Raw genomic sequence first — 24,161 nt, forward strand, 5'->3', positions numbered from 1 at the left:
CCACGTCCTCAGACCCATCCAACCAGCCCGAAGATCATTTCGTTAGGAGTTGTTAAGGCTCCTCCGACCTCGTCGTGCAGCATCCAGCACGCTGAGGGGTCCGCGAACCAGTCGCAGTCGTACGAGACCCTGAGTAATGCCCACTCGATGTGGTCCGGGGCGTGAGTCGAAAGCGTCGGGACGTGCTTATGGTCTCCGGCATGATGATGATGAAACGCAACGTCGCACTGGCCGTGACCGGCATCGCCGCGTCAGCCGCCCTCTCCCTCATGGCCGCGCCGGCCGCCATGGCCGAGACTACCCCGTATTACCAGCTCCAGTGCTCCACCTATACCGGTGGCAGCTTCGGTTCCTACTACGGTGGCGCGACCTGCACCGGGGCGGGCCTCTGGAAGGTGCAGGTCGACTGCACGGCGGGTGGGACCCTGTATGGCCCCTCCGTCCTCTCCTTCGGCGAGACTCGGAGCACCAGCGCGGGAACCTGCTGGTGGGGTGTCAACTCGGTGCGCGTCGTGGAGATCCCCGCCTGACGACCGCGTGCAGGCGCGGGCACCCTTGCTGGCCACGCGCCTCGGCACTGCTACCCGCGCACCGATCGAGGAGACGGGCATGACCGCCCATCACCCCGAACACGACCTGCGCTCCGCCACGACGTACCAGGCCTGCTCGACGCGGTGCTCCGCGCGCCGGGAGCAAAAGTGCCCGGCGCCCTCGTGCGCCCACTGACCGTGGCGGTCCTCGGCATGCTCCTCGGGGCCGCTCCCGCCGATTCCGGACGGGCACGCGCCAGGTCGAGACGACCCTCACGGCGCCTGCAGCATCGGACGGCGGCGCACCGGTCGACGAGGTCCGCAAGGCCCATGGGGAGTTCGACTGTTGCTTCCGGCAGCGGATCGACCCGCCATTCCCGAGCAGGGACATCGCCAGGCACGACCGTCCGGATCGGCATCGGGTCCCGCCGCGTGACCCGCACGCCCGGGACACCCGAATCCGGCTGAGGGGACCCGGTGCCCGGACACCGTGCACATCCGGGCACCGGCGCTCAGCAGCCGTCGCGGACCGAGCGAGCCAGCAGCCGCTGCAGGATGAGACAGGCATGCGTCCACAGGAGCGACCCGCCGGCGCCCGGCACGACGCGGCGCTCGGCCCCAGGGATGCGGGTAGTCAGGAGCTCGCCCGGGTCGGGCGAGTGGCCGCGGTCCTCCGACCCGTGCCACACGTCCACCGGCGCGGTGATGGCCGACAGGTCGCGCCCCCACGATCGCATCGCGAGCAGCGTGTCCCGCGCATAGCCGCCGGACCCCTGGACGAAGCCCAGCGCCAGGGCCCGGGAGTGGGCAGCGCTGAAGGCGGGATCCTGGTAGACGGCGCGGTCGCACGGCGGACTGTTCCGCAAGATCAGCTCCCGCATCGCGGCCGGGGTGAAGCCGGCGAAGAACGCTTCAGCCTCCTGCGGCCGCAGCGCCGCCAATTCAGCCAGTTGGTGCACCTGCCGCGACAGTAGCCGAGCGGTCTCCGGCCGTGCCACTTCATTAACCGGGGCGACCAGTGCGACCGCCCCGGCCAGTCCCGCCGCGGCACACGCCAGGGCGAACGGGGCGCCTTGCGAGCACCCCACGATCCCCAGTTCCCGCCACCCACGGCGGGCAGCCAGTTCGCCGATGTCGGTGGCGAAGTCGGGCGGGGTCCGCAGCGGACTTGCCGTCGATGCACCGAGACCGGGACGGTCGACCGAGACGAGCCGTACGCCCAGGGAGTCGAGCTCCACGGTGCCGAGGCCCACGGTCCGGCTGGCTGCGGCACCCGGGCACAGGAGCATGGGCCGCCCGTCTTCGGGGCCCCACTCGGCCCACCCCAGTTGTCTGCCGTCCGGGAGCGCAGTCGTACCGAGCCGTCGCGGGGGCAGCGAGCATGCAGCCATGTCGTCGTACCTCTCTCGTCGTCGGGGTGCTGCCGGTCTCTTCACCGGCGCCGCGTCAGGGCCTCAGCGGAGTGATGTACTCAATGTCGTCGTAGCTGCTGCAGTCGTACTGGCCCCTATTCCCGTAGCTGAGCAGCGAGAAGCAGCTGCCCATCTTGACCTGGCCGAAGGCATTGGGGTGAAAGTACTCACTGGTGTCGCCGCCCTGGAGGAGGGCGGCGGGAGCCAGGAAGCGGGCCCACTCGCTCGTGACTCGGGAAGGGGAGTGCTTGACATCGGCCAGCAAGGTGGTTGAGGAGCAGACCTCGTGCCGGTCGAACAGGTCCTGCAGGTCGAGGAACTCGTTCCCCTTCTCGATGGCGACCTTCCGCAGCTCGGAGGCGATGCGCGGGATCAGCGAGAGGCGGGCCCAGTTGAGGTCCGCGTCGTACATGGGGCACCCCGCCGTAATGCGGTTGACGTTCGGCCGGAGCTGGGAGGCCCGGGGAACGGGAGACGGGTAGGCCTGGAGGATAAGGCGGTAGTCCTTCGTCGCGTATCCGTTCGCGGCCATCACGGCACGTATCTTGTCGATGGACTTGCCCACACCGGCCATGGCCTTCACCATCTTGGCGTTGAGCCCCTCCTGGACCCCGGCGTTGCAGGAGTTCTCACTGAACATGAAGTGCGCGACGTAGCTCTCGATGATGTCGGAAAATCCGAGATCGTTGCCGCCGATCGACAGGACGATCATCTTGACGTCCTTGGTCGCGGCGATGCCAGCCAGGCGATCGGCCTGGGGCGCCTCACCCTTGAACCACTGGCCGCCGTGCGAAGCGCGCCAGGTGTCCTCGGACTTCGCCCCCGAACACGCGATGTTCTGCTTGTTGTTCACGGTGATCGAGTTGGTCAGGTCTCGGCCTTGTCCGAGCGGTGGCATCCGTTGTCGGCCGTCCACCCGTACACGCGCGCAGGGTCCGAGTTTCCATCCTTGTACGCCAGATCGGTTCCCATGCTGTTGCCACCGGTGCCCACACTGTTCCCCGCCCACCTCCCGGTTTCACCGGAGATGTAGCTGTCGCCTATGGAAACGATCGAGGTCGTGGGCGCACCCGGCTTCGCCAGGGCGGGAGTGACGGGGCCAGCCGCCAGCCCGGCGGCCAGGAGGGGCAGGAGCAAGAGTCGTGCGCGTCGTTTCATGGCAACATCCAGTTGGGGGCGTTTCCGGCCAAATCCGGCCTATGGAGACAAGGAGGGCCAGACACGGCCGGTTCGGCGGTGAGGGAAAGGCGCGTGTGCGCTCCCGTGATCAGGAGAACGTAGGGAGTGCGGCCCTGCGGATGAGTACTCCCTACCTGAACCGGTTAGGGCCCTGTCGACCTCTTGGGCCCTGTCCGCGTTCCTGGCGCGTCCTTCCTCCCGTGCAGCGGGCGGCCGCGGTCCCGGACACGGCACGCTCGGTGAGCGCGGGAATGGTCAGCGACGTTGACCGTGAAAGAGGTCGGCAATCGGCCGGACCCAGGCGAGAGCAGAAAGAATCTCTGTGGTGCTCACGTCAATCTGGGTGATGGCTCGCGGTGGGCTGCTCGGGCATGCGCGCCTCGGAATAGTGATCACTCAGGGATGAGGTGCTTTCCCATGATCCAATACTCGTGTGACGTACCATCCAATCCCCCGCGGATGTCACCGCAGGCAGCCGCACCGGATGGTGCGGCTGCCTGGTGACGTTCGCGCCCCCGATGGCGTCGCGCTGAACCGTGTTTCTCGTGGAGCGCTCGTTTCCCGCGGGCTCGAGCGAGCTCGCTGTGCACGGCCCGGCCCCACGGCGGACAACCCGTGCGGGCGCACGACGTGCCGCGGTCGGCAGCTGCGGCTGCTTGACGGGGACCACTGCGGGAAGACCGACGGTACCGTTCAGGACGACATCCGCGACAGCACCGATCCGTTCGCCAACGCGACGCCGGCGGCGGCCCCAAGCACCTGCACGGCTACGTCAGGTCATCGACACCGACGAACTCCTGTACGGTTCCACGCCTTCCTCGACCCGGACGCGATGGTGTCCTGACGGTCATGTCGCCAGGACCGGGCCGGCACGCGTGGGGCAGGCACACCCCTCTGTCATGCGGGGCCGCTGCGGTCCGCCGGAGAGGGGATCACTGGACCGCGCCCGTGTGACCCGGCGTACCAGCAGCATGGGGGGAGCGAGGTCGACTCGTTCCTGGACGGAAGCGTGGTGCACCTGCCCGACACCCGACACAAATTCCCCATCGTTTGCGCCAAGAGCGCTCCCGGTCAGACCCGTACGCGCACCATCACCACCCGCAGGACATAGGCCCGGCCCACGAGTCCGTCGACCGGCCTGACCCCCCCGTCCTGGGGGGCCAACGTCTGTCGCGAGCCCTGAGTCCGCAGATCTGCAAGGCGTCCTGTCCTGGTGGGACCGGTCGGCTGGTCGATCTGCGAGGGCCCGGCGGGGCCACACGTTCGCCAGCAGCGTGAGTAGGTCTCACTCACGGTTCCGGCGCGAGGGCGTGAGAGCATTCCGCAAGGGAACCAGCAGCCTGTCACCGGCCGTTGACGTGGACTTTTCTAGGGAACTGCCGACATGAAACTCTCTTTACGCCACCTGATCCGCGGGTCTGCCGTGTCCGCGGCTGTCCTCGCCGTGGGGCTCACCGCGACGGTCGCGACTCCCGCCATCGCCGCCCCCTTCACCATGGCCCGGTTTCTCGACGTGCGGGCCGCTGCCCATCCGGACCACGACCGATTGGTCTTCGACTTGACCAACGGCACCCTGCCAACGGTCCGGGCGACGGTCGTGCCGGACGGGATGTACACGGGACCGAGGGGGGAGCCGGAGCACTTCAAGATCGCCGGAGTTTCGTACCTGGTGCTCGACGTCGGCCCCGCCGCCGCCCACGACGATGCGGGTGCGGTGACGTACACGAACCCGCCGGTCCAGCCCTTGACCCTGGACGGGATCAAGGGCGTGCAGCTCCTGAGTGACTTCGAGGGGCACGTCGAGTTCGGCGTGTCCCTCGGTTCCGGCAGCCGCTACCGCACGTTCACCCTGGCCGACCCCAACCGCCTGGTGGTCGACGTCTACCGCTCACCGGAAGCGACCCCGTCCTGGCCGTGGCCCGGGGTCGTGCAATGACCGGAGTCGTCGGCGCTGCGCAGGTCGACTACACCCGTCGACTCATGGATCACGTACCAGACGTCGGCGGTGTCGTTGCGGCCTTCGCGGGCGTCGTCGACGCGCCACCGGTCCATTCCGAAGGCCTCGAGGCCGTCGACCACCGCGGCCCGGGTGCCGGTGTAGGCAGCGCCCTCCCTGTGCGCGGCGCCGCCCGCTTCCCGGCGTACCCGGGAGTCAACGAAGTCCCGCGGACCGCGCTCGCACTCGCCCCCGCGCACACGGGGCGGTCCTCCGGCCGGACCTGGCCGACCGAGCGGCAGGCCTGCAGGTCGGTCATCACGGCGGGACGCGGGTAGACGAACAGCCCCGCGATCCCGTCCGGGGAGGTGCAGCTCACCAGTGCGGGAACGCGTAGGGCGCCGGCACGCCGTGCCGGGAGGGCGCGCCCGACGACGAGTTTCGCTGGGACCCGTCCACGGCTCCCCCGCGCGGGGCGGCGTTTTCCACGGAGCGGTTCACACAGGCCTGTTCAGGGGCTCGCCGCCACGGATGTCGACGACGAAGGAACCGGCATCGCGCTTGAGCGCGTCGGCACAAGCCACGAAGAACGGGGAGGTGGCAGGGGCCGGGTCGCTCCTGACGACCACGGCCGCCACCATCGGGCCGGCGGCGGCCAGCACTCTGAGGGGCAGACCGAACCGCCAGGCCCGGCGCCCGTCCTGCTGAGCCTGTGTGCCCGCGCACCGTCCAGCCGGATCTCGCGGAACAAGAACGCCCTGAGGTCATGGCGGCGGTCATCGGGCAGGCCCCGGTCGGCGGGGACGGGCAGGCGCCGGGGCAGCTCGATGCGGTCTTCCGGGCTGATCGGAACGGGTCCGCGGTTCATAGCTTCTCCTTATGGGGACACGGAGCCGCGATGCCGCGGCCTTCTTCTCGGAGGGCGGCAGATGTGGTGCCGGTGCGTTCGTCACTGGGCAGCGCCAGCCTCTGCAAGTTCTTGCGCGTCCGCGACAACCTGGAGCGGACCGTGCCCGCCGGGACGTCCAGGGCGCGGGCGGCGGACACGTAGCCGAGACCGGCGCAGACGCAGAGTGCGACCACCTCGCGTTCCGCCCGGCGCAGTCACGAGAGCACCGTGCGGACGGTCGCGATCGAGTTGGCGTCGTCGATCCGGCCGACGACTCCGTCCGCGAAGTCCGGCACCACCGTGTCGCGGGACAGACGCCCGACGATGGCCTCGTGGCGCCTCACGGCCTGCCCAGCAACCACGGCCGTAAGGAGTCCCCTTTGGGATCCACCGAGGCGCGTAGACGCCATGCCTCGAGGAACGTCAGAGCCACCACGTCCTCGGCGGCCGACCAGTCACCGGTCAGCCGGAAGACGTTGTTGTAGACGGCTCGGGCGTGCTCGTCGAAGAGTTCCCCGAAGCTGTCCGGGTCACCCGCGCGGAGCGGGCGGGCTCGCTCGTTTTCATACCTGTGACTGTCCGGACGACGCGGCGGGGTTCCACCGGTGCGATGGCGTCCGGATCACAGGCCCGCTCGGCCCGGGGGTCAGCGGTGGCGCTCCACCCGCCGCTCGTCCCACACCGGCTCCGACGTCTCCCGGACGACCCCGTCCGTGCCGAAGACCAGGTACCGGTCGAAGGACTTGGTGAACCAGCGGTCGTGCGTCACGCACAGCACCGTGCCCTCGTACGCCTCCAGCCCGTCCTGGAGCGCCACGGCCGACTCCAGGTCCAGGTTGTCGGTGGGTTCGTCCAGCAGCAGCGCGGTGGTTCCGGACAGTTCCAGCAGCAGGATCTGGAAGCGCGCCTGCTGGCCGCCGGAGAGCCGGTCGAGGGCCTGGTCCCCCTCCCGCTCCAGCTCGTACCGGCGCAGCACCGACATCGCGCCGCCCCGGTCCTTGCTCTGCTCGGCCCACAGGATGTCCACCAGCGTCCGCCCAAACAGCTCTGGGTGCGCGTGGGTCTGCGCGAAGTGCCCGGGGACCACGCGCGCCCCCAGCTTCCAGGCACCGGTGTGCGCCACGTCCTGACCTGCGAGGAGCCGTAGGAAGTGGGACTTGCCGGAGCCGTTGGAGCCCAGCACCGCGACCCGTTCGCCGTAGAAGACCTCCAGCGAGAAGGGCTTCATCAGCCCGGTCAGCTCCAGCTGCTCCACGGTCAGCGCCCGCACGCCGGTGCGGCCGCCACGTAAGCGCATGGTGATCTCCTGCTCCCGCGGCGGCTCCGGCGGCGGGCCGGCCTCCTCGAACTTCCGTAGCCGGGTCTGCGCCGCCGCGTACCGGGAGGCCATCTCGTGGCTGACCGCCGCAGCCTGGCGCAGGTTGATCACCAGCTTTTTGAGCTGCGCGTGCTTCTCCTCCCAGCGCCGCTTGAGCTCCTCGAAGCGCGCGAAGCGCTCCTTGCGGGCCTCGTGGAAGGTGCCGAAGCCAGCGCCGTGCACCCACACGTCCGAACCGTCCATACCGGGCTCCACCGCTATGATCTTCTCCGCCGTCCGGGACAACAGCTCCCGGTCGTGCGAGACGAACAGCACCGTCTTGCGGGTGGCCGCCAGTTGCTCCTCGAGCCACCGCTTGCCCGGCACGTCCAAGTAGTTGTCCGGCTCGTCGAGTAGCAGGACCTCGTTGGGGCCGCGCAGCAGCGCCTCCAGGACCAGCCGCTTCTGCTCACCGCCCGAGAGCGTGCGCACCTTGCGGAACTGCGCCTTATCGTAGGGGACCCCGAGCGCGGCCATCGTGCACACGTCCCACAGGGTCTCCGCCTCGTACCCCTGCACGTCCGCCCAGTCCGACAGCGCCTGCGCGTACTTCATCTGCGCGGTCTCGTCGTCGACCGTCATGATCAGGTGTTCGGCCTCGTCCACCGCCTTCGCGGCCGTCCGTAGTCGCGGCTGCGCGACCGAGACCAGCAGGTCCCGGACCGTGCGCTCGTCCCGCACCGAGCCGACGAACTGCGACATGACCCCCAGGCCCCCGCTGACCGTCACCCCGCCGCCGTGCGGCTGCAGCTCACCGGAGATTAGCTTGAGCAGGGTCGTCTTGCCCGCGCCATTCGCGCCCACCAGAGCGACGACGGAGCCCTCGCCGACCCGGAACGACGCGTCCCCGAGCAGCACCCGCCCGTCCGGTAGGTAGTACTCCAGGTGTCCGGCTTCCACATGTCCCATGACGGGCATCTTCCGGGCTGATCACTCGGCGACCATGAGGAGTCCCTACTCATCTTGAGGTGCAGTGCGTTCCACCGCAGGCGGGAGCGAACCGCTCCGCCGAGGGAGCAGAGATGGTATGCGAGTACTCAAGAAGCCTGCCGGAGAGAAGGGGAAGATGGCCGGGCCGTGCCGGCGGACCCGGCCGGACCGGCATGACGTTGCCGCGCATACCAGCCAGCGATACAGGGATTGACGATGAAAGACATAAGCCGCAGGGGCTTCCTCGCCAGGACGGCGACCACCGTCATCGCGTTCAGCACTGCGTCGGGCACGTGGATCACCGAGGCGTCCGCGGCGGCTCCCGCCTCCGACTGGACGCTCGTCCCCGCTCTGGACGGTGAACTCGTCTTCGACGCCCCCTCGCTCCAGAAGGACAGTACGGACAATGGGAACATCGTCTCGGTGACCCCGGCGGCGGTGTTACGTCCGAAGAACGCCTCCGACATCCAGAAGATGGTCCGCTACTGTGCGCGCCTGGGCATCAAGGTGTCAGCCCGGGGCGAGGCGCACACCACCTTCGGGCAGGGGCTCTGCCCCGGTCTGGTCATCGAGATGCGCAGTCTGCAGAAGATTCGCGAGATCACAGCCACCTCCGCGCACGTCGAGGCAGGCGTCCTCTGGTCCGAGCTGGTCACCGCCGGCCTGCTGCAGGGCGTGACCCCGCCTGCGCTGACCGACTACACGGAACTCTCCGTCGGGGGGACGCTCTCCGTGGGCGGGGTGTCCGCCAACATCCACCACGGCGCGCAGGTGGACAACGTCTTGGAGCTGACGGTCGTCACCGGCCAGGGAAACCTCGTCGTCTGCTCTCCCGCGAGCAACCGTGAGTTGTTCGAGGCATGCCTCGGCACGCTCGGCCAGGTCGCCCTGATCGTCAGCGCCCGGATAGCCATGGTGCCGGCTCCGGACGCGGTACGGCAGTACACCCTTCTCTACGCCGACGCCAAGAACTTCTTCACCGACCTGCGGACCCTGCTGACGCGCGCCGAGTTCACCTCGGTCAACGGAGCGTTCGCCGTCGCGGACAACGGCGTGACTTACGTCGTCCAGGCGTCCGCGGCCCATGCCAAGGGCACCACTCCCAACGACGCGTTCCTGCTGCGCGGACTCACCCAGCCCGCTGGATCGGCCATCACCGCGGACAGCACCTACGCCGCCTACACGGCGCGGGTCAATGATGTGGTCGACAAGTTCCCCCGGGCCTACAAGGGCTACACGAAGCCGTGGTTCGACGTGTTCGTCCCGGACGCGCAGGCCGAGGCGTACGTCACCTCTGCGCTGTCTACGCTGCGCCCGGACGACGCCGGCAGCACGGGGGGCATTCTCCTCTTCGCGATCAGGAGGTCGAAGCTCAGCCGCCCGTTCTTCCGGACGCCGCAAGACGGGGAATGGGTCTTTCTCTTCGACATCCTGACCTCGTCGGAGGAGATCGTCCCGGCGCACTGGGTGGCGCAGAAGCTCGACCGGAACCGCACGCTGTACGAGCAGGCGCGGGCCCTAGGCTCGACGCTCTACCCCATCGGGTCGACGCCGATGAGCCAGGCGGATTGGCAGCAGCATTACGGCGCCGAGTGGGGCGCCTTCCAGGACCGCAAGCAGCGGTTCGACCCCGACCACGTGCTCACGCCCGGCCCCGGCATCTTCTGACGCACCCCCGGCGCTCGTCCCTCCTCTACTGCGGAGGGACGAGCGCCGGCGAAGCGACGCGACCTGCTCCCAGTACACCGGTGTTCCGGCCCCGGGGACATACGGGCCAGCGGGACCGCCTGCGGGCGCGGAGATCGAGCAGCTCCGTTGGTGGCGAAGACGGGCTCGCCGCGTGGGACGAGGGACAGGGCATCGGCTATGAGGGCCCCTCCCCGTCCGGGACCGGGCTGACGGAACGGTGTAGTGCCATCCCGAGTTCGGCGCGGCCCGCGAGGCCAGCGGACACGGTGACCAGTCCGCGGCCGTCCCCGGACGCCTTCACGCCCTCCTTGAGCCGGCGGGCGTGCCGGACGCGGGGTGGTCGGCATACCCGGTCAGGGGCGCCGGGCGCTGCGCTCCACCGGCGCCCCGCGCTGCCGATGTCACATCGGTCACCCGCATCCGTCCCCGCGGCCCGGCCAGGTGCCGCAGGAATCCGGGCGAAAGCGATCCGCCGAATCCGTCGGCGCCGTGCACAAGGACGTCGTCGCGTCCCCAGCGGGTCGCGACGAAAGCGTAGCCGGTCTTCGCCACGGAGCACTCCAGTCCGCCCGCAAGTGGCTGCAGGACCAGCACGCCTCCGTCAACAGGGTGGAAATCGGCCATCTGCGGCCTGCTAGAGGACGAGGCGCCGGTGAATCGCGTTCAGGGGGAGTATCCCGGATGTTCCGAAACTACCGACCGAGACGATCGGGCCGTACGGGGCGCCGAGCCGGGCGTGACCGTGCGGGCGGAGTCGGCGTTGCTGTTAGATCAGGGCACAGGGCTCCACGCCGGCTCCGCGTCACCGAGCCTGCTCTTCGCTGCCCGGACGTCGTGAGGGTCGACGTAACTGAATATGAAACACATGCGGTTCCAGACGCGGCGAAGGTGCCGCGTCACGCCGAGCGGAGTCGAGATCCGTTGCTCGTGGCGGAGCAGCAGGCGACGCTCGTCACGGTCTGTCAGGTGGTGCACGGCTTCTCCTTGGGACGGAATGGCAGACGGCTGCGCCCCGGAGTGTCTCGGGGAACCGGCGAAGGGCCGCAGAGTGGCTGATCCCCCCACCACTTTGCGGTGGGGAAGCCCACTGGCTCGAGCCTCGTCTTCATGATGGAGAAGCAGCAGGGTGTGCGACATGAGTAGCCGGTACCTGACCGCGCGTCGCCGTGCGGGCAGGTACCGGCTGCAGTCCTGCCGGAGTGGGGGAGCGGGGTCGATTCAGCGCCGCGCGCGCTGGGCGTCGACGATGCCCGTCACTGCCTCGTCGGTTGCGCCGAACCGGCGCTGCACGTGCTCGGACAGGGCCGGGAACTGCCCGGCGACGCTGCTGAGGACCCTCAGCTCCAGCGGTGCCACGTTAACTTCGCACAGGTTGCGGCTCACCGCTCTGACGACGCCGTCGGCCACCTGCTGGGGCGACACGGTGCGCATGCCCGATGGGAGTTCGACGCCGGTCGCGGCGAACATGCCGGCGTCCCTCACGAATCCTGGCTGCACCAGGGAGACACCCACACCGGTCGGTTGCAGGTCCTGACGGAGCGCCAAGGCGAAGCCGCGCAGGCCGAACTTGGTCGCGTTGTACATGGCCGTCGCTTTCGTAGCGGCTTTGCCGGAGATGGACCCCACCAGGCACAGATGGCCGCGGCCGGCCTGTGCCATCCGGGGCGCTAGCGACCGCGACAGCATGATCGGGGCTTCCAGATTGACCGCGATCGCGCGTCGGATCTGCTCGGGGGTGTATTCCAGCACGTCCCCGCTTGCGGGGAGTGCGGCATTGGCCACGAGGATGTCGGTGTCGCCGCATTCCTCGCACAGACGTGCCACGTCCTGCGGATCGGCCAGATCGGCCGGTACCGTGCGCGCCGCCCCTAGCTGTCCTGCCAGGTCGTCCAGGGCATCCTTGCGGCGTCCGGAGAGGACGAGGCGGGCTCCCCGTGCGGCGAACGTGCGGGCGAGGGTCTCGCCGATCCCCCCCGTCGCACCGGTGATTAAGACGTTCGACCCCGAGATGCGCATATATGACGTCCTTTCCCGCCCAGGCGTGTCCGTTTGCACGCATGGTAGGGCCGGAGAGCGGTCCGCCGGTGGTGTCGGCCGACGTGTGAGTAGTGGTTGCTCATCGTCGGGGGCGTGCCGACCGCGAGGTAAGGCTGACGGAGCCGCGAGCCGCCTCGGCGAACGGGCCCCGTGCTGCCTATTTCCCGTTTCTGGCGCTCAACGGCGTGGTTGCGCTCTCCTGGGTGGCGCTCGTCACGAAGCCGCGCGAGCGGTGGCTCACGCGCGGGCTGACCGCAGTGCGGAGGCACGCGGGGGCGGAGCGGTCCTTCGGGTGGTGGTCGCCGTCACTGCGCACTTCCGGTCGGCCGACCTGCTGATCGACTGCTGGGAGGTGCGGGAGGCGCAGGAGGTCCGGATGCGCGGGGAGGCGGCTGGCCACGCCGTCTGCCTCGAGCAGTCCTCCACGACCGCACCGGCCTCAGGAGGTCGGGTGCACGCCAGTCGGACCGAGTGCTTCTGCAGCTGAGGTTGCTGACCAATCCGGTTCGCGTCGGGACGACCCGTGGGGGCGTCCCGGCGTCCTCCGTGACCAGCGCCCGGTTCCGGGAAAGTGGAGGGCGGGATACTCATCCGTCGTGGAACGGCCTGGATACGCTGACGCGTAGAGACGGCCGGATCCCCCACCGGACGGGTCGTTCCGGCCCCGGCGGCGAACCGGTCCAGGTCCGTTTCCCCTGTGTGCCGGGTTTTGGTCGCCCCTCGGTGCCGAACTCGCGCACCCGCGCCACTGTCCTTTTCCCAAACGCGGGTGGGAGGCCGTACTGAGGCCCCCACACTCCCAGCACAAAGGTGAGCCATGCTCAAGCGCGGTCATGTGACAACGACCATCGCCGGACTCCTGACGACTGCCTTCCTCGCTGCCCCGGCCTCCGCCTCCACCGCCCGCGCGGAGCAGGAGTTCGCTCCCTCGGCGGTGCGCCTCCAGGTCTCGCACCAGGCCGCCGCGCTGGACGCCGACGCGGTGAGCGCCGTCCGCAGGCACTGGAGCGCCGAGCGGGTCAAGCAGGCGATCGAGGCCCCTAAGAGCCTCGAACTGCCCTCGGCGGCCACCGGACCCGCCGGTGAGTACGATGCCAGGACGCACGAGCCGGTCCGCCTCGCGCCCCGACGGGGTCCGGTCGACGGCACCGCCGCACCGTCCTCCGTCGTCGGCACCTTCGGCACCCGTCAGTGGACCGGGCCGTCGACGCGCAAGCCCGCCTCGACGATCGGCAAGCTGCTCTTCGACGACTCGCACGGTTCGCCCGCATCGTGCACCGCCACGGTGATCGAGGCGGAGACCGGCAAGCTAGTCCTCACGGCGGGACACTGCCTCATGGACCTCGGCACGACCGCGTGGAACACCAACGTGGTGTTCGCGCCGGGCTACTCCGGTGCCGTCAACTACCAGCTCGGCGGTCTCTGGGTCGCTTCGGGATACGGGGTCACGGGCGGCTGGCACACCACCAAGGACTCGGCACACGATCTCGGATTCGTCGCTCTGGCCGCGCAGAACGGCTTGGAGATCGAGGACAAGGTCGGGGCCCAGGGCATCAGCTTCTTCGAGGCCGCCCAACAGAGGGTCCGGGCGTTCGGCTACCCGCACAACTATGGCGACGGCAAGTACCTCTTCACCTGTGACCCGGTGACCACAACGACGACGTCGTACCACCCCGGGGCGATCGAGCTCGCCCCCTGCGACATGGGTCCCGGAGCCAGCGGAGGCTCCTGGATGACCGACTTCGACGAGAGCGGTACGACGGGTGTCGGCTACGCGGTGAGTGTCACGTCGCTCTACCGGCCCTACGCCTTCCCATTCCAACCCGCCGAAATCGGACCGCAGTTCAAGGACCAGGAGTGGGATCTCTACAACCTCATGCTGAGCTACTGACGGTCTGGTACGCCGGGCTCGGGGCCCCTCGTCGGCCACCCCGCGGTGCCACCCCGCGGTCCCACCCTAGGAGCATCTGCTGGAACGAGGCGAGGAGCAGCACGCTGAAGAGCGGCACTGCAGCCGACAGGAGCACGACGCCCCGCCGAGACGGGCCACGGCAGACCGCCTTCGAACGCGCGGGCCCCGGGGGCGTGCCGGCAATCGTTTCCTGCCCGGGAGCGCCGAACCCTTACACCTTCAAGGCCAGGCCTCCGGTGTCAGCAACGGGAAGAACAACCAGGCAGGGTGCCGGGTGAGCCAGCCGTCGGCACCGCTCTGGTCGGTCGCATGCTCCGGCGTGAAGACGAGCACGTCCGCGGCGACGTCCGGATCCTTGTCCACGCGGTGGGGTTGGTGTGGTTGCGCTCGTACGTGTGGTTCCGCCAGGCCGCACCGATGCCCAGCAGGAGGTCGGCATGAAGCGATGGGACCGTCTGGTCCGTGCGGCGGTGACCGGAGATTTGCCAATGGTCCGGGCCGCGGCTGATGAGGGCGGTACAGGCGGAGAAGAGCGTCAGCGGTTCCGCGAAGAGCAGCACGCACCAGGAGCGGCCGGTGAGGAAGGGCCCGGCGACAGTGGCCGCACCCACGGCCGGGTCGATCACGATGGTGCGCGTGTACCAGTCCGGTGCATCGACGGGGTTGCGGTGCCAGGGGTTCGGCGCGGCCCGCGACGCCTCGTGGGGCGCCGCGGCGGTGGGGCCCGCACCCGTCGGCGCTCCTGGGCCGCAGCGACCCGCTTCCGGCCGTGTTGCGCCTCCCGGTCTCATCTCCACACCGAGCTACGGGAAACGACTCATCGGACGACTCGTTTCCAAGGCGACAGCGCGAATTGGAGAATTGAATACTCTCGTGGCCCGCTGGTGGAACCCTCTAGCGTGCAGAGGTCTCATTCCTCCGGTTGATCGCGCTTGCGATCAGATTCCGCACGTTCCGCTTGGGATCTACGCCGGGATAAAGATCTCAGGAGAACGCGTCATGATGAGTCGTTCGGCTCGCCGAAAAGGAAAATTCGTCGCGGCTGCCGCCAGTGTACTGCTCACGCTCGCGGCCGGTTCCGTCCAGGCCAGCACCTACGCCGTCGCGGGCGACGACGACAAGGGCGTGCCGAGCGGCGGCTGGTTCCAGGCGACCCCGCCCCCGCCCGGCTACGGTTCGTGGTCGGCGGCGATGGGCGAGCAGCAGATCCTTGACACCCTCGCCGACCGGATCCTCGAGACCGTGCCGGAGAAGGGCTCCGGTTACGGCTCGGTCGCCATCGACCTGCAGAACCACCGGATCAAGCTCTATTGGAAGGGGGCGCTGCCCCAGGACGTCCAGGGCATCATCGCCGGCGCGCCGGAACGCGTGCTGGTCTCCTCGGCGTCCTACACGCGTGAGGAGATGCTCGCCGCTGCGGAGCTCGTCATGCAGCACCGCGACGACCAGTCGACGCACATCGTCTCCGCCGGCCCCACCGCGGACGCGTCCGGCCTGTCCATCGGAGTCACCGGCAGCGTCGAACAGGGGCGCGGCCTCGACGTCGTGAAGTCGCTCGGGATGCAGGTGTCGGTGAAGCCCGACCGGCCCGTCGACACCGGTGAGGCCCCCGGGGAGCCCGTTCCGCAGTCCGTCTCCCCCCAGCTGAACTCGACGGTGCTCGAACGCCGGACGGACAGCAACCCCAACTGGGGTGGGGCGTGGACCAACTCCAAGGGCAACGGATGCACGGCTGGCTTCCCCCTCCACGACGCCTCCGGCCACTCGCTCATGCTCACGGCCGCGCACTGCCTGGAAGGCACACCCGTCGGCGACCTCCCCGACGTCGATGTGCACGTGGGTAAGGTCTCCAAGAACTTCATCAAGGCCAAGTGGGACTCCCGGGACCTGGCGGTGATCGACCTGCGGAACCAGACCAGCTCGGCCGCCCGCATGTGGTTCGGCGCCGCCACGGGCAGCACCGACTTGACCTACATGACAGTGCGCGGTGTCGGCGGCAACCATGTCAACGACTACGTGTGCACCAACGGCGCCTACTCGGGCACGCGCTGCGGGATCATCGTGGACGCGGTCGACCTGCTCGTGTCCCACGCGTACTCCGGTGTCCTCCACCAGGCCGTGGAGGCACATTCCTGGGACGGATCGAATGCGGCCGGCCAGGGAGACAGCGGCAGCGGGGTGTTCACCCTTGACTCGGACCTCCAGGGCGTCCGTGCCCGCGGAATCCAGTCCGCCCTCTCCTCTTGGCCGCACGAATACGTGACCTGCACCGGTCTGACGACGATGGGCGGCGGAACGAAGAGCCGGTACTGCTCCAACCACATCTACTACACCACGATCTCCGCCTCGCAGGGCCACAACTGGGGTCTGGTGACCACCGCTCCCTGATGGGTCGGCGCATTTCAGCAGGACGGCCTGAGCTCTTGAGCTTGCGCCATGCCGTGATCATGATAAAATTACCGGTCTCTCGCCCGTTGAGTTCGTCGTAGCCGGTGGACTTGGAGCCCGACGTGAAGAACCATCAGCGGCGTGATCCGACCTCCTGGTGTGAGGGGTTGCCGCTGATGGTTCCCGCTATGAGGTGGCCGGCGTCGTGTGCTGCTGGTTCTCGATGTCACTCGTCCGCAATGGCCGGACGGGATGCATCTGCTGGTGCGCCGTATCCGCCCGCCCGGCGAGCCATGAGGCTCACCGGCCTGGAGTTGCGCACCGGCGGGCGGTATGTCATCACAGCCCACTCGAGACGCCAGACGTCCCGGTCCGCCGGGCGCCTCCTTCAGCAAAGAGACATGTCTGGACGCTGGGGTACTGGGAAGCTGAGGCCATGAACGAGAATCCGCGTGAAGACCTTGCCATCAACCGAGCGCTCTGGGACGCCCGGGCCCGAGTCCACGGGACGACCCCCCAGGACACCTTCTACGACGTCGACACGTTCCTGGCAGGCCGCCAGACGCTCTTCGGCCTCGAACGCGAAGTGGCCGGTGACGTGGCAGGACTGGACCTGCTGCACCTACACTGCCACTTCGGCATGGACACTCTGAGCTGGGCCCGCTTGGGCGCGAAGGCCACCGGCGTCGACTTCTCTGGGACCGCGATCGCGCGGGCCCGTGAACTGGCAGCCCGGGCGGGGCTGGACACGGCCTTCGTCGAGGCGGACTCCCAGGACCTGCCGAGCGCACTGGCAGGGCGGTTCGACCTCGTCGTAGGCACGTACGGAGTGCTGTGCTGGGTCGCGGACCTGGACGCGTGGATGCGCGGTGCGGCCAGGGCCCTGAGGCCCGGTGGCAGCCTGGTCCTGGTCGACCTGCACCCCGCGTACCAGACGGTGGCGGGCCTGGACCCCTTCGTCGCCGACTGGCCCTACGGCGGCGGTGATCCGCAACGGGAGACGGTCACCGGCACCTACGCCGGGCCGGGGGTACCCATCGCGACGTACGAGGCCTTTAACTACCCCCATTCGCTGGGCGAAATCGTCACGGCCGCCGCCGGGTCCGGTCTGGTGCTCGAGCGGCTAGGCGAGCACACCGCGGTCGAGTTCGACGGACGCGGTCTGCTGCCCCGTGACGCCGACGGCCTCTACCGCCTGCCCGTCAGCGGGACCCACCTCCCCGTCCTCTACTCCCTGCGCGCCCGCGTCCCGATGGGCCGCACGGACGACGGGGGTTGATGTTGCCCAGCCGCGGCGCGGCCCGTGAGTACGGCCGCGGGATGGGCAGGTGCTCCTCACGTGGGGGACGGAGGGCTCTGTTTGACTGGCGCGAGCCGCCGTGGCAAGCGGCCCCCACCCACCGGTTCACTCCGATTGGCTCACCAGTGCCCTCACTGGTTCCCCTCGTGCTGCGAGCAGAACCGCAGTTCACCCACCTCTTCGTGGGGCAGTCCCTGTCCATCCCGGGCGACCGCGTCTCCTTCGTGGCGGTGCCGTTCGCGGTGCTCGCCGCTGAAGGCTCCGCGTCCGACGTGGGACTGGTTGCCGCCGCCGCGCTGGTGCCCGTCCTGCTGCTCACCCTGGTCGGCGGGGCGTGGGCCGACCGCTTCCCGCGGCACCGCATCATGATGGTCTGTGACCTTGTGCGCCTCGGCGCCCAGGCGGCCGTCGCCCTCCTGCTCCTGACCAGCCGGGCCACCGTGACCCACCTCGCCGTGCTCATGGGCGTCTTCGGAGCCGCAGATGCGTTCTTCATGCCGGCGGCCACGGGACTGCTCCTGCTCCCCTTGGTGGTGAGCGCCGGACGGCTGCGGAGGCCAATGCCCTGCGCGGCATGTCGCTCGACCGGCCTCGTGTTGGGCCCGGCCCTGGCCGGCGGCCTGGTGGCGTTGACCGGTCCCGGCGGTGCGCTGGCCCTGGCCGCCCTGACGGTTCGCCGTCAGCGCCGCGTTCCTCGCGGGACTGCGCCCGCGTTCCCTGGCCGGGACCGCGTCGGAGTCCGCCGACCACACCGCACTCCTGGCCGACATGCGTGCGGGCTGGCAGCACGTGCGTCAGCACACTTGGGTATGGGCCTACATGGCGGCCATGGGCGTCTACCACGTCGTGGTACTGCCGTCCGTCTTAGTCCTCGGACCCGTCCTGGCCGAACAGGACTGGCCAGGGGCGGCCAACTGGTCGACCGCGGTCGCCGCCTTCGGCCTCGGCTCCTTCGCCGGCAACGCCTGCGCCTACCGGCTTCGCCCCACGCAGCCGCTGGCCGTGGCTGCCGCAGCGCTGACCATCGGCACGCGCCAGGCCGCCGTCATCGGGTCCGGAGCTCCCCTCGTCATGATCGCATTGCTCGAAGCCGTCACCGGGGCCGCGGTCTCGCTGTTCTTCGTCCTACGGGAGACGGCCCTCCAGACGCACGTCCCTGACCACGCATTGTCCCGGGTGAACTCGTTCGACTACCTGCTGGCGACGGGGCTCATGCCGCTGGGACTGGCACTCGCGGGCCCGGTCTCGACTGCCGGAGGCGTCCGGGCGACCCTGTTCGCCATGACGGCGCTGTCACACCCTTGCGCGCTGGAGCTCCTTGCGGTGCCAGCGGTCCGCCGCCTGCCAGCGCAGGCGCCGCCGGTCGGGGACGCCGCCCGGGCCTCGTGACGGTCCGTAGTGCGGCCGGATGGACGACGTCCGGCTTGCGATGTCACGCAGTGCCGAACTGAGGATGCTGGATTTCCCGGTTGGTCACCCTCGTCCACGCGGTGGCGGACCGCACCTAACGGGATCGTGACCGTGGAGGCCGTGTGCGCGCGCCGTTGGCGACCGGCTCGGCAAGGGACTCCTCTGCCAACCGGGACTTGCCGACCCCGGCCGTCCCGTAGATGACGAGGGCGGTGGACGGGTCGTGCAGGATCCTGCGGAACGGCTCGGGTTCCGGATTCCTGCCCTTGCAGGAGCGGGCCAGTTGTCCGTTCTTGCTCCCGGCCATGCGTCCCTTCCTCTATCCGCACGTCCGCCAAGGCACACGGTCATGGAGCGATGGTCCTCAAGCGACTCTGCGTCCTGCGCGCGGCGGCACGGGAACGCCAATCCGGTGGGGTGCGGGGATCTGCGGAGCCTTCGGAGGCAAGCCGGTCCCGCCGCAACACCTGAACCTGCGGCAACAGCCCCTGCGGCGGGACCCGCCGCTCTCAGACCGCGCAGCGGCGTGCCGTCGGTTCGTTCGGCCGGTGCTCCTGCCAGAGCTGGTCGGCTTCCAACTGTGCCGCGAGGGATATCAGGAGCGGCTCGCTGTCGGCTGGTCCTAGCAGTTGCGCACCCAGCGGCAGTCCCGCCGCCGTGAAACCTGCCGGGACGTTGACTGCGGGCCAGCCCAGGACGTTCCAGGGCCAGGCGTAAGGACAGCAGGCGATCATCGTCCGGTTGGTGCGGTTGTTGGAGAGGCCGCCGATCGCGCCGATGTGTGGGGGAGGAGTGGCGGTCGTCGGCGTGAGGACGACGTCGAACCGGTGGAAGATCTTTCCTACCCGGCGCTGGAGGGGACCCTCTGCCGCGCGGGCGGCACGCAGGGCCGGTCCGGCCAGCGCGCGTCCCAGACGCGCGTTGTTGCGAGTGCGGGGGTCAAGGAGTTCCTGCTCGGGGATGCGGGTGCTCCACTGCGCGATGCCCGCCATGCCCCGCGGCACTTGGGTGAGTCCGATCAAACCATAGCGCGGTGTGGCTTCTTCGACGTCGTGCCCGAGGGCCGACAGGGTCTCGGCCATGCCGAGGGTTGCCCGGCGCACTTCGGGGTGGAGCGGCGCGGGGGTGGCTGCGAACGCGGCACGCAGGGACAGGGCGATCCGCAGCCGGCCCGGATCACGGCCAGCTGCGGGCAGCATCGATACACTGGGAGGCCGGTGCCGGTCGCCTGGATGGTTGCCGGACGCGGCGTCCAGCAGCAGGGCGGCGTCGGCGACCGTACGGGCGAGCGGCCCCGGAACGGTGAGTCCTTCGAAGGACTCGGTATCGGGCCAGGTCGATATCCTGCCACGCTGGGGCTTGATGCCCACCAGATGTGTCCAGGCAGCCGGAATGCGGACGGATCCTGCACCGTCCGATCCCAGCGCCGCCGGGACGAGACCTGCGGCGACCGCAGCCGCGGCGCCTCCGGAGGAACCGCCGGGCGTGTGCTCGTGGTTCCACGGGTTGCGCGTAGCGCCGAAAGCCGTGCCCTCGGTGAAGGGCCACTGGCCCAGCTCGGGAGTGTTCGTCTTGCCGACGATGATCGCGCCGGCTGCCCGCAGCCGGCGTACGGCCTCGCCATCGGCTGTCTTGAGCGGGAAATCGCCGGCACAGCCGAACGCGGTGGGCTCGCCCGCCAGGTCGGTGTCGTCCTTGATCGCGACTGGTACGCCCAGCAGCGGAAGCCGTATCCCTGCCGCCAGTCGCTCATCGGCGTCGTCGGCTTCGTCCAGAGCTGTGTCGGAGCGTAATCGCCGGAACGCGTTGAGGACGGGCTGCGCCGCGTGGATGCGGGTGAGGGTCTCCTCGATCAGGGCGCGGCTGGAGACGCGTCCTTCGGCGAGTGCGGCGACCTGTTCCGTCAAGTCGGCTGAATAATAGGGGGGCATCGGCCTCGGCTCTCGTCGGGGATTCATCAACTCTTGGGACGAACAGTAGAAGACGACCACGTCCTCCGACGCCCCTCGTCTAGGGCGTGCCGGGCCCGGCCCCGACACTCGGCGAACTCGCCTGGGCCGACGCGGTGCGCGCATGGTCCGGACGGCTCGAGCCATCTGCCGGGCTCGTGCGTCGTACTGGCACGCGAGCACGCAAGCTCCCTCGTCGCCGGCCGTCCCGCAGTCGTGCGGGAGTGTGGCGCGTTCCGGGTGCCGCCTGTTGCGAACTCTCGTTCCAGGAGCTTACGTTCGTCCGGACGCCCGGCACGGCGGGCGCCACCGTCGGCAGCGCGAGGGGTGCACGCATGCAGGACAGAGGGCGGTCGGCACCGGAGAGTCCATCCGCATGGCCGGCGGCTGCGGAGCTGCCGGAGCTCATCGGACGGCGCCGTGAACTGAGGTCCGTGCTCCGCTGCCTCGACCACGAGGTCCCGGCGCGCGGTGCGTTGATCGTCGGAGCCCTCGGCGTGGGTAAAACGCACTTTACCCGGCACGTCCTGGCGCGGCTGTCCGCTCACCGCTCGGTTCCCGCGCTCGCCTACGGCTATGAGGCATCGCGAGGCGTGCAGCGGATGCCCTCGGCGAAGGAGTTCCATCGGGCCCTGGAGAGACAGCTCAATGGCACGATCCTCTGTGTGGACGACGCCCATCTGCTCTCCGATCCATTGGCGGACATCCTCGCCGCCTACATGGGGGAACGGCGCGGAGTGGTCCTGCTGGCAGCGACCTCCGAGATGCCGCTGCCCGCTCCGATCGCCCGCACGTTGAAGGAGCAGAGACTCCAGCGTGTCGAACTGCAGCCCCTGGAACCGGCCGACGCCCAGCGGATGGCCAGGTCGATGCTGGTGACGGACAGGGCGGCGGCCGCGAGCCCGCACCTCGCCAAGCTCTCCGGTGGCAACCCGCTCCTCCTGCGGGAACTGGCCCGGAGCGACCAGCCGGCGGCCGGCGGCCCGGTCTCCGTGCCATCCATGGCATCCCTCCACCGAACATCCCTCGACGGACTCGCCGCCGAGCAGCGCCGTGCTCTCGAGCTGATCGCGCTTGCCGAGCCGGGGCGCCTGTGTGCCCTCGAGCGGGTCATCGGGGAGGAGACGCTGCTCCGTCTCGAAGACCTCCGGTTGATCCGCGTCTCGTGCGACAGCCCCGGTGCCGCGCCCGGCGTCAGAACGGCGCACCCCCTCCTGCCACACGCGCTGCGCGCCGAGGTGGCTCACCTGCGCAGCCGACACCATCTGCGCGCGTACAAGGAAGCCTTGGGCAGCGCGGAGTTGTCCGACAACGAGATCTCTCGGCTGGTCGGGTGGAGTCTGTCCGTGCACGCCGAGTGCACCGAGGCGGAGCTCCTGAGGGCGGTCGCGATCCTGACCGAACGGGACGACCTCACCGAGGCTCTCACCGTAACCCGGGCCGGGTTGGTCCGGTTCGGGACCCTGGCCGCCCACCGCGCACTCCTCGACACCCTGATCGCCCTGGGCCGCAACGCCGAGGTCCACGAGCACGTCCAAGCGGTGCACGCTACCGGTGATGCCGACCCGTCCGGCCTGCTGTGGGCGTACCGTGTCAACGCCTCTCTCCAGGCGCATGACCACGAAACCGCCCGCGCGATGCTCCCCCTCGTCCCCGCTCGCTTCGAGCGCGAGCTGCTGACCTCCCAGCTGGCTTGGTGCGAGCGCGACTACCCGCGGTGCAGCAAGGTCGCGCGGGCATCCCTGCGCGCCGCGGCCGACACGACCGAAGTGGTCCGGGCGACCGTCTTCGCCATGTTCGCCGACTGCCGACGGGGCCGTCCCCTCGATGCCCTCAAGACTTACCGGGGGGCGGTCGGGTGCATCGACCAGCGCAGCTGCCCTCCGGTCGTCCGGAGCTCCCTGACGAGCGCCTACGCATCGGCCCTGCACTTGTCAGGAAGCTTCCGCGAGGCCGAGCAGGTCCTGGTCGCGGAGTGTCGGAGGTCGAACCTGTCGGTCAAGATCGCTGCGGAACGTCAGGTCGGCCTGGGCGTCATGAGCTTGGAGACAGGGCGCGTGCGGGCTGCGGTCCGGCTCTTCGCTTCCGTGGCGCACTCCCCGTCCGCCCAGTGGAGGAACACCGCACAGGCGTGGATGGTGCTGGCGGAGTCGTCCCTCCCCGTGCCGGACCGCACCCTCGATCCAGGCGTCGTCACCTCGATCCCGCCCGCCCACCGGACGGTGCACACCGTCCTGGCGGAGGCCGTCACCGCGTGCGGGCGGGGGGACCGGGCCCTGGCCCTCGAACTGCTCGGGTTTGCGCTCGCGGAGTCGCTGGAGCAGGGCGCCCACACGGATGCGGCGATCGTCGCCCACCAGCACGCGCGGCTCGGCTTGCGGATTCCGGGAGCCGATCTCGCCCGTATCGAGGTTCAGGGCGACTACCTTGTGTCCCGTGTACGGTTCGCACGGGGCTGCACCGAGCGCTCGGCATGCCTCGTGCAGTCGGCGGCTGAGGGGTTCCAGCGCGTCGGAGCGGCGCCCGCGGCAGCCGAGGCCTATGCCGAACTGCACCGCCTGCACCAGAGCGACGGCGATCAACGAGCCGCGGCGAGGGCGGCAGCCGCGGCGCAGCGCGTCCTGGCACAGTGTGACCTCCTGGTACCGGCACCCCGCCAGTCGGCCGACTCGTTCGTGCCGCTCACCGAGCGGGAGAGCGAGATCGCCGGGATGGCCGCGCGGGGAATGCCGGACAAGGCGATCGCAGAGGCGTTGTCGATCTCCGTCCGGACCGTCAGCAACACCCTCTACCGCATCTACGCGAAGACCGGCGTACGCGACCGGCGCCGCCTCCGGAGGTTGATGGGATCGGAGCGTCCGGGCGGGTACTGAGCGACTGACGGCGACGCTCCCGCCCGTGCACGGCCGCCTGGCACCGTGCTGGCAAGCGATTCGGAGTGCCGTCTCCCGGTGGGGGCCGGGCAGCGGGCCGCCGTCGGGGTCGCCCGGGAGGGCCGCCCGGTGGTGGAGGTCGTAGCCCCGGGCCCACGGCGGTGGCGTTTGGGCGCGTCCTGCCAGCGGGCGCGCCGGTCCACGTCCGCCGCGGTATGCCGTCCATCCGCTGTGGCCGCGTCCACACCTGGGGACGACCCGGCTCGACGCCCCCGACAGCAACGGCTCAGGCCGGCCTAATGGCGGTTCGCCGGACGGCTAGGTCCTGTCCGATGGGTCGTCCACGCGGTCTGAGAGGATCGGATGGACA

General features: G+C 69.7%; 21 protein-coding genes and 1 pseudogene. 9 read left to right on the plus strand and 13 right to left on the minus strand.

Going from position 1 to position 24,161, the window contains the following annotated elements; genetic code table 11:
- Nucleotides 1-200: 200 nt before the first annotated feature.
- Nucleotides 201-530 (plus strand): hypothetical protein, encoded by a 330-nt coding sequence (locus ACFWW8_RS35615; RefSeq protein ID WP_386536261.1) that lies wholly within the window; start codon nucleotides 201-203, stop codon nucleotides 528-530.
- Between the two features lie 512 nt (nucleotides 531-1,042).
- Here ACFWW8_RS35615 and ACFWW8_RS35620 read toward each other — a convergent pair.
- Genes ACFWW8_RS35620 through ACFWW8_RS35630 form a run of 3 tightly spaced genes read right to left on the minus strand, consistent with a single transcriptional unit; the run spans nucleotide 1,043 to nucleotide 3,100 of the window.
- Nucleotides 1,043-1,921, minus strand: coding sequence for an alpha/beta fold hydrolase (locus tag ACFWW8_RS35620; RefSeq protein WP_386536263.1), 879 nt, complete (start codon nucleotides 1,919-1,921; stop codon nucleotides 1,043-1,045).
- Nucleotides 1,922-1,976: 55 nt separating this feature from the next.
- Nucleotides 1,977-2,795 (minus strand): hypothetical protein, encoded by an 819-nt coding sequence (locus tag ACFWW8_RS35625; RefSeq protein WP_386536266.1) that lies wholly within the window; start codon nucleotides 2,793-2,795, stop codon nucleotides 1,977-1,979.
- Nucleotides 2,796-2,809: 14 nt separating this feature from the next.
- Nucleotides 2,810-3,100, minus strand: coding sequence for a hypothetical protein (locus tag ACFWW8_RS35630; RefSeq protein ID WP_386536269.1), 291 nt, complete (start codon nucleotides 3,098-3,100; stop codon nucleotides 2,810-2,812).
- Nucleotides 3,101-4,505: 1,405 nt separating this feature from the next.
- Between ACFWW8_RS35630 and ACFWW8_RS35635 the strand changes: the two genes are divergently transcribed.
- Nucleotides 4,506-5,057, plus strand: coding sequence for a hypothetical protein (locus ACFWW8_RS35635; RefSeq protein ID WP_386536272.1), 552 nt, complete (start codon nucleotides 4,506-4,508; stop codon nucleotides 5,055-5,057).
- Here ACFWW8_RS35635 and ACFWW8_RS35640 read toward each other — a convergent pair.
- From ACFWW8_RS35640 to ACFWW8_RS35665, 6 genes are all read right to left on the minus strand, one after another.
- Nucleotides 5,003-5,317: a hypothetical protein gene (locus ACFWW8_RS35640; protein ID WP_386536275.1), complete on the minus strand. Its 315-nt coding sequence runs from the start codon at nucleotides 5,315-5,317 to the stop codon at nucleotides 5,003-5,005. The genes ACFWW8_RS35635 and ACFWW8_RS35640 overlap by 55 nt on opposite strands.
- A gap of 237 nt (nucleotides 5,318-5,554) precedes the next feature.
- Entirely contained in the window at nucleotides 5,555-5,686 is a 132-nt protein-coding gene (locus ACFWW8_RS35645; RefSeq protein WP_386536278.1) for a hypothetical protein, read from the minus strand.
- A gap of 235 nt (nucleotides 5,687-5,921) precedes the next feature.
- Nucleotides 5,922-6,140, minus strand: a complete 219-nt coding sequence (locus tag ACFWW8_RS35650) for a hypothetical protein (protein WP_386536280.1) — start codon at nucleotides 6,138-6,140, stop codon at nucleotides 5,922-5,924.
- A gap of 21 nt (nucleotides 6,141-6,161) precedes the next feature.
- On the minus strand, nucleotides 6,162-6,290 hold the full coding sequence (locus ACFWW8_RS35655; protein WP_386536283.1) for a hypothetical protein: 129 nt from the start codon (nucleotides 6,288-6,290) through the stop codon (nucleotides 6,162-6,164).
- The gene (locus ACFWW8_RS35660) at nucleotides 6,287-6,412 is read right to left on the minus strand and encodes a sigma factor (protein WP_386536308.1); all 126 of its coding nucleotides are present in this window, start codon (nucleotides 6,410-6,412) and stop codon (nucleotides 6,287-6,289) included. Before ACFWW8_RS35660 ends, ACFWW8_RS35655 begins: the two co-directional genes overlap by 4 nt.
- Nucleotides 6,413-6,592: 180 nt before the next feature.
- Nucleotides 6,593-8,221, minus strand: a complete 1,629-nt coding sequence (locus tag ACFWW8_RS35665) for an ABC-F family ATP-binding cassette domain-containing protein (RefSeq protein ID WP_386536286.1) — start codon at nucleotides 8,219-8,221, stop codon at nucleotides 6,593-6,595.
- A gap of 228 nt (nucleotides 8,222-8,449) precedes the next feature.
- Between ACFWW8_RS35665 and ACFWW8_RS35670 the strand changes: the two genes are divergently transcribed.
- Nucleotides 8,450-9,901 carry an FAD-binding protein gene (locus ACFWW8_RS35670; protein ID WP_386536289.1) on the plus strand — a complete coding sequence of 484 codons (1,452 nt, stop codon included), beginning with the start codon at nucleotides 8,450-8,452 and terminating at the stop codon, nucleotides 9,899-9,901.
- A 1,239-nt stretch (nucleotides 9,902-11,140) separates the two neighbouring features.
- On the opposite strand, the gene ACFWW8_RS35675 is transcribed toward ACFWW8_RS35670, so the two are convergent.
- Nucleotides 11,141-11,938, minus strand: coding sequence for an SDR family NAD(P)-dependent oxidoreductase (locus ACFWW8_RS35675; protein ID WP_386536291.1), 798 nt, complete (start codon nucleotides 11,936-11,938; stop codon nucleotides 11,141-11,143).
- A gap of 838 nt (nucleotides 11,939-12,776) precedes the next feature.
- Here ACFWW8_RS35675 and ACFWW8_RS35680 point away from each other — a divergent pair.
- The gene (locus tag ACFWW8_RS35680) at nucleotides 12,777-13,850 is read left to right on the plus strand and encodes a trypsin-like serine peptidase (protein ID WP_386536294.1); all 1,074 of its coding nucleotides are present in this window, start codon (nucleotides 12,777-12,779) and stop codon (nucleotides 13,848-13,850) included.
- Nucleotides 13,851-14,090: 240 nt separating this feature from the next.
- Here the strand turns inward: ACFWW8_RS35680 and ACFWW8_RS35685 are convergent, their stop codons facing one another.
- Nucleotides 14,091-14,234, minus strand: coding sequence for a hypothetical protein (locus ACFWW8_RS35685; RefSeq protein WP_386536295.1), 144 nt, complete (start codon nucleotides 14,232-14,234; stop codon nucleotides 14,091-14,093).
- Between the two features lie 636 nt (nucleotides 14,235-14,870).
- On the opposite strand from ACFWW8_RS35685, the gene ACFWW8_RS35690 reads away from it, so the two are divergent.
- The 4 genes and pseudogenes from ACFWW8_RS35690 to ACFWW8_RS35705 all read left to right on the plus strand — a co-directional run bounded on the left by ACFWW8_RS35690 (nucleotide 14,871) and on the right by ACFWW8_RS35705 (nucleotide 18,948).
- Nucleotides 14,871-16,259, plus strand: a complete 1,389-nt coding sequence (locus ACFWW8_RS35690) for a trypsin-like serine protease (protein ID WP_386536297.1) — start codon at nucleotides 14,871-14,873, stop codon at nucleotides 16,257-16,259.
- A 436-nt stretch (nucleotides 16,260-16,695) separates the two neighbouring features.
- Nucleotides 16,696-17,538 (plus strand): class I SAM-dependent methyltransferase, encoded by an 843-nt coding sequence (locus ACFWW8_RS35695; protein ID WP_386536300.1) that lies wholly within the window; start codon nucleotides 16,696-16,698, stop codon nucleotides 17,536-17,538.
- A gap of 41 nt (nucleotides 17,539-17,579) precedes the next feature.
- Nucleotides 17,580-18,170: pseudogene (locus ACFWW8_RS35700) on the plus strand (MFS transporter); the annotation flags it as partial.
- A gap of 178 nt (nucleotides 18,171-18,348) precedes the next feature.
- Nucleotides 18,349-18,948 carry a hypothetical protein gene (locus ACFWW8_RS35705; RefSeq protein ID WP_386536312.1) on the plus strand — a complete coding sequence of 200 codons (600 nt, stop codon included), beginning with the start codon at nucleotides 18,349-18,351 and terminating at the stop codon, nucleotides 18,946-18,948.
- A gap of 115 nt (nucleotides 18,949-19,063) precedes the next feature.
- Here the strand turns inward: ACFWW8_RS35705 and ACFWW8_RS35710 are convergent, their stop codons facing one another.
- Both ACFWW8_RS35710 and ACFWW8_RS35715 read right to left on the minus strand, forming a co-directional pair.
- Nucleotides 19,064-19,276, minus strand: coding sequence for a hypothetical protein (locus ACFWW8_RS35710; protein ID WP_386536303.1), 213 nt, complete (start codon nucleotides 19,274-19,276; stop codon nucleotides 19,064-19,066).
- A gap of 202 nt (nucleotides 19,277-19,478) precedes the next feature.
- The gene (locus ACFWW8_RS35715) at nucleotides 19,479-20,900 is read right to left on the minus strand and encodes an amidase (protein WP_386536310.1); all 1,422 of its coding nucleotides are present in this window, start codon (nucleotides 20,898-20,900) and stop codon (nucleotides 19,479-19,481) included.
- A gap of 683 nt (nucleotides 20,901-21,583) precedes the next feature.
- Here ACFWW8_RS35715 and ACFWW8_RS35720 point away from each other — a divergent pair.
- Complete coding sequence (locus ACFWW8_RS35720; protein ID WP_386536305.1) at nucleotides 21,584-23,791, plus strand: LuxR C-terminal-related transcriptional regulator; 2,208 nt, start codon at nucleotides 21,584-21,586, stop codon at nucleotides 23,789-23,791.
- Nucleotides 23,792-24,161: the final 370 nt, after the last annotated feature.

The sequence above is a fragment of the Streptomyces sp. NPDC058701 genome (assembly GCF_042715295.1).
GTDB lineage: Bacteria > Actinomycetota > Actinomycetes > Streptomycetales > Streptomycetaceae > Streptomyces.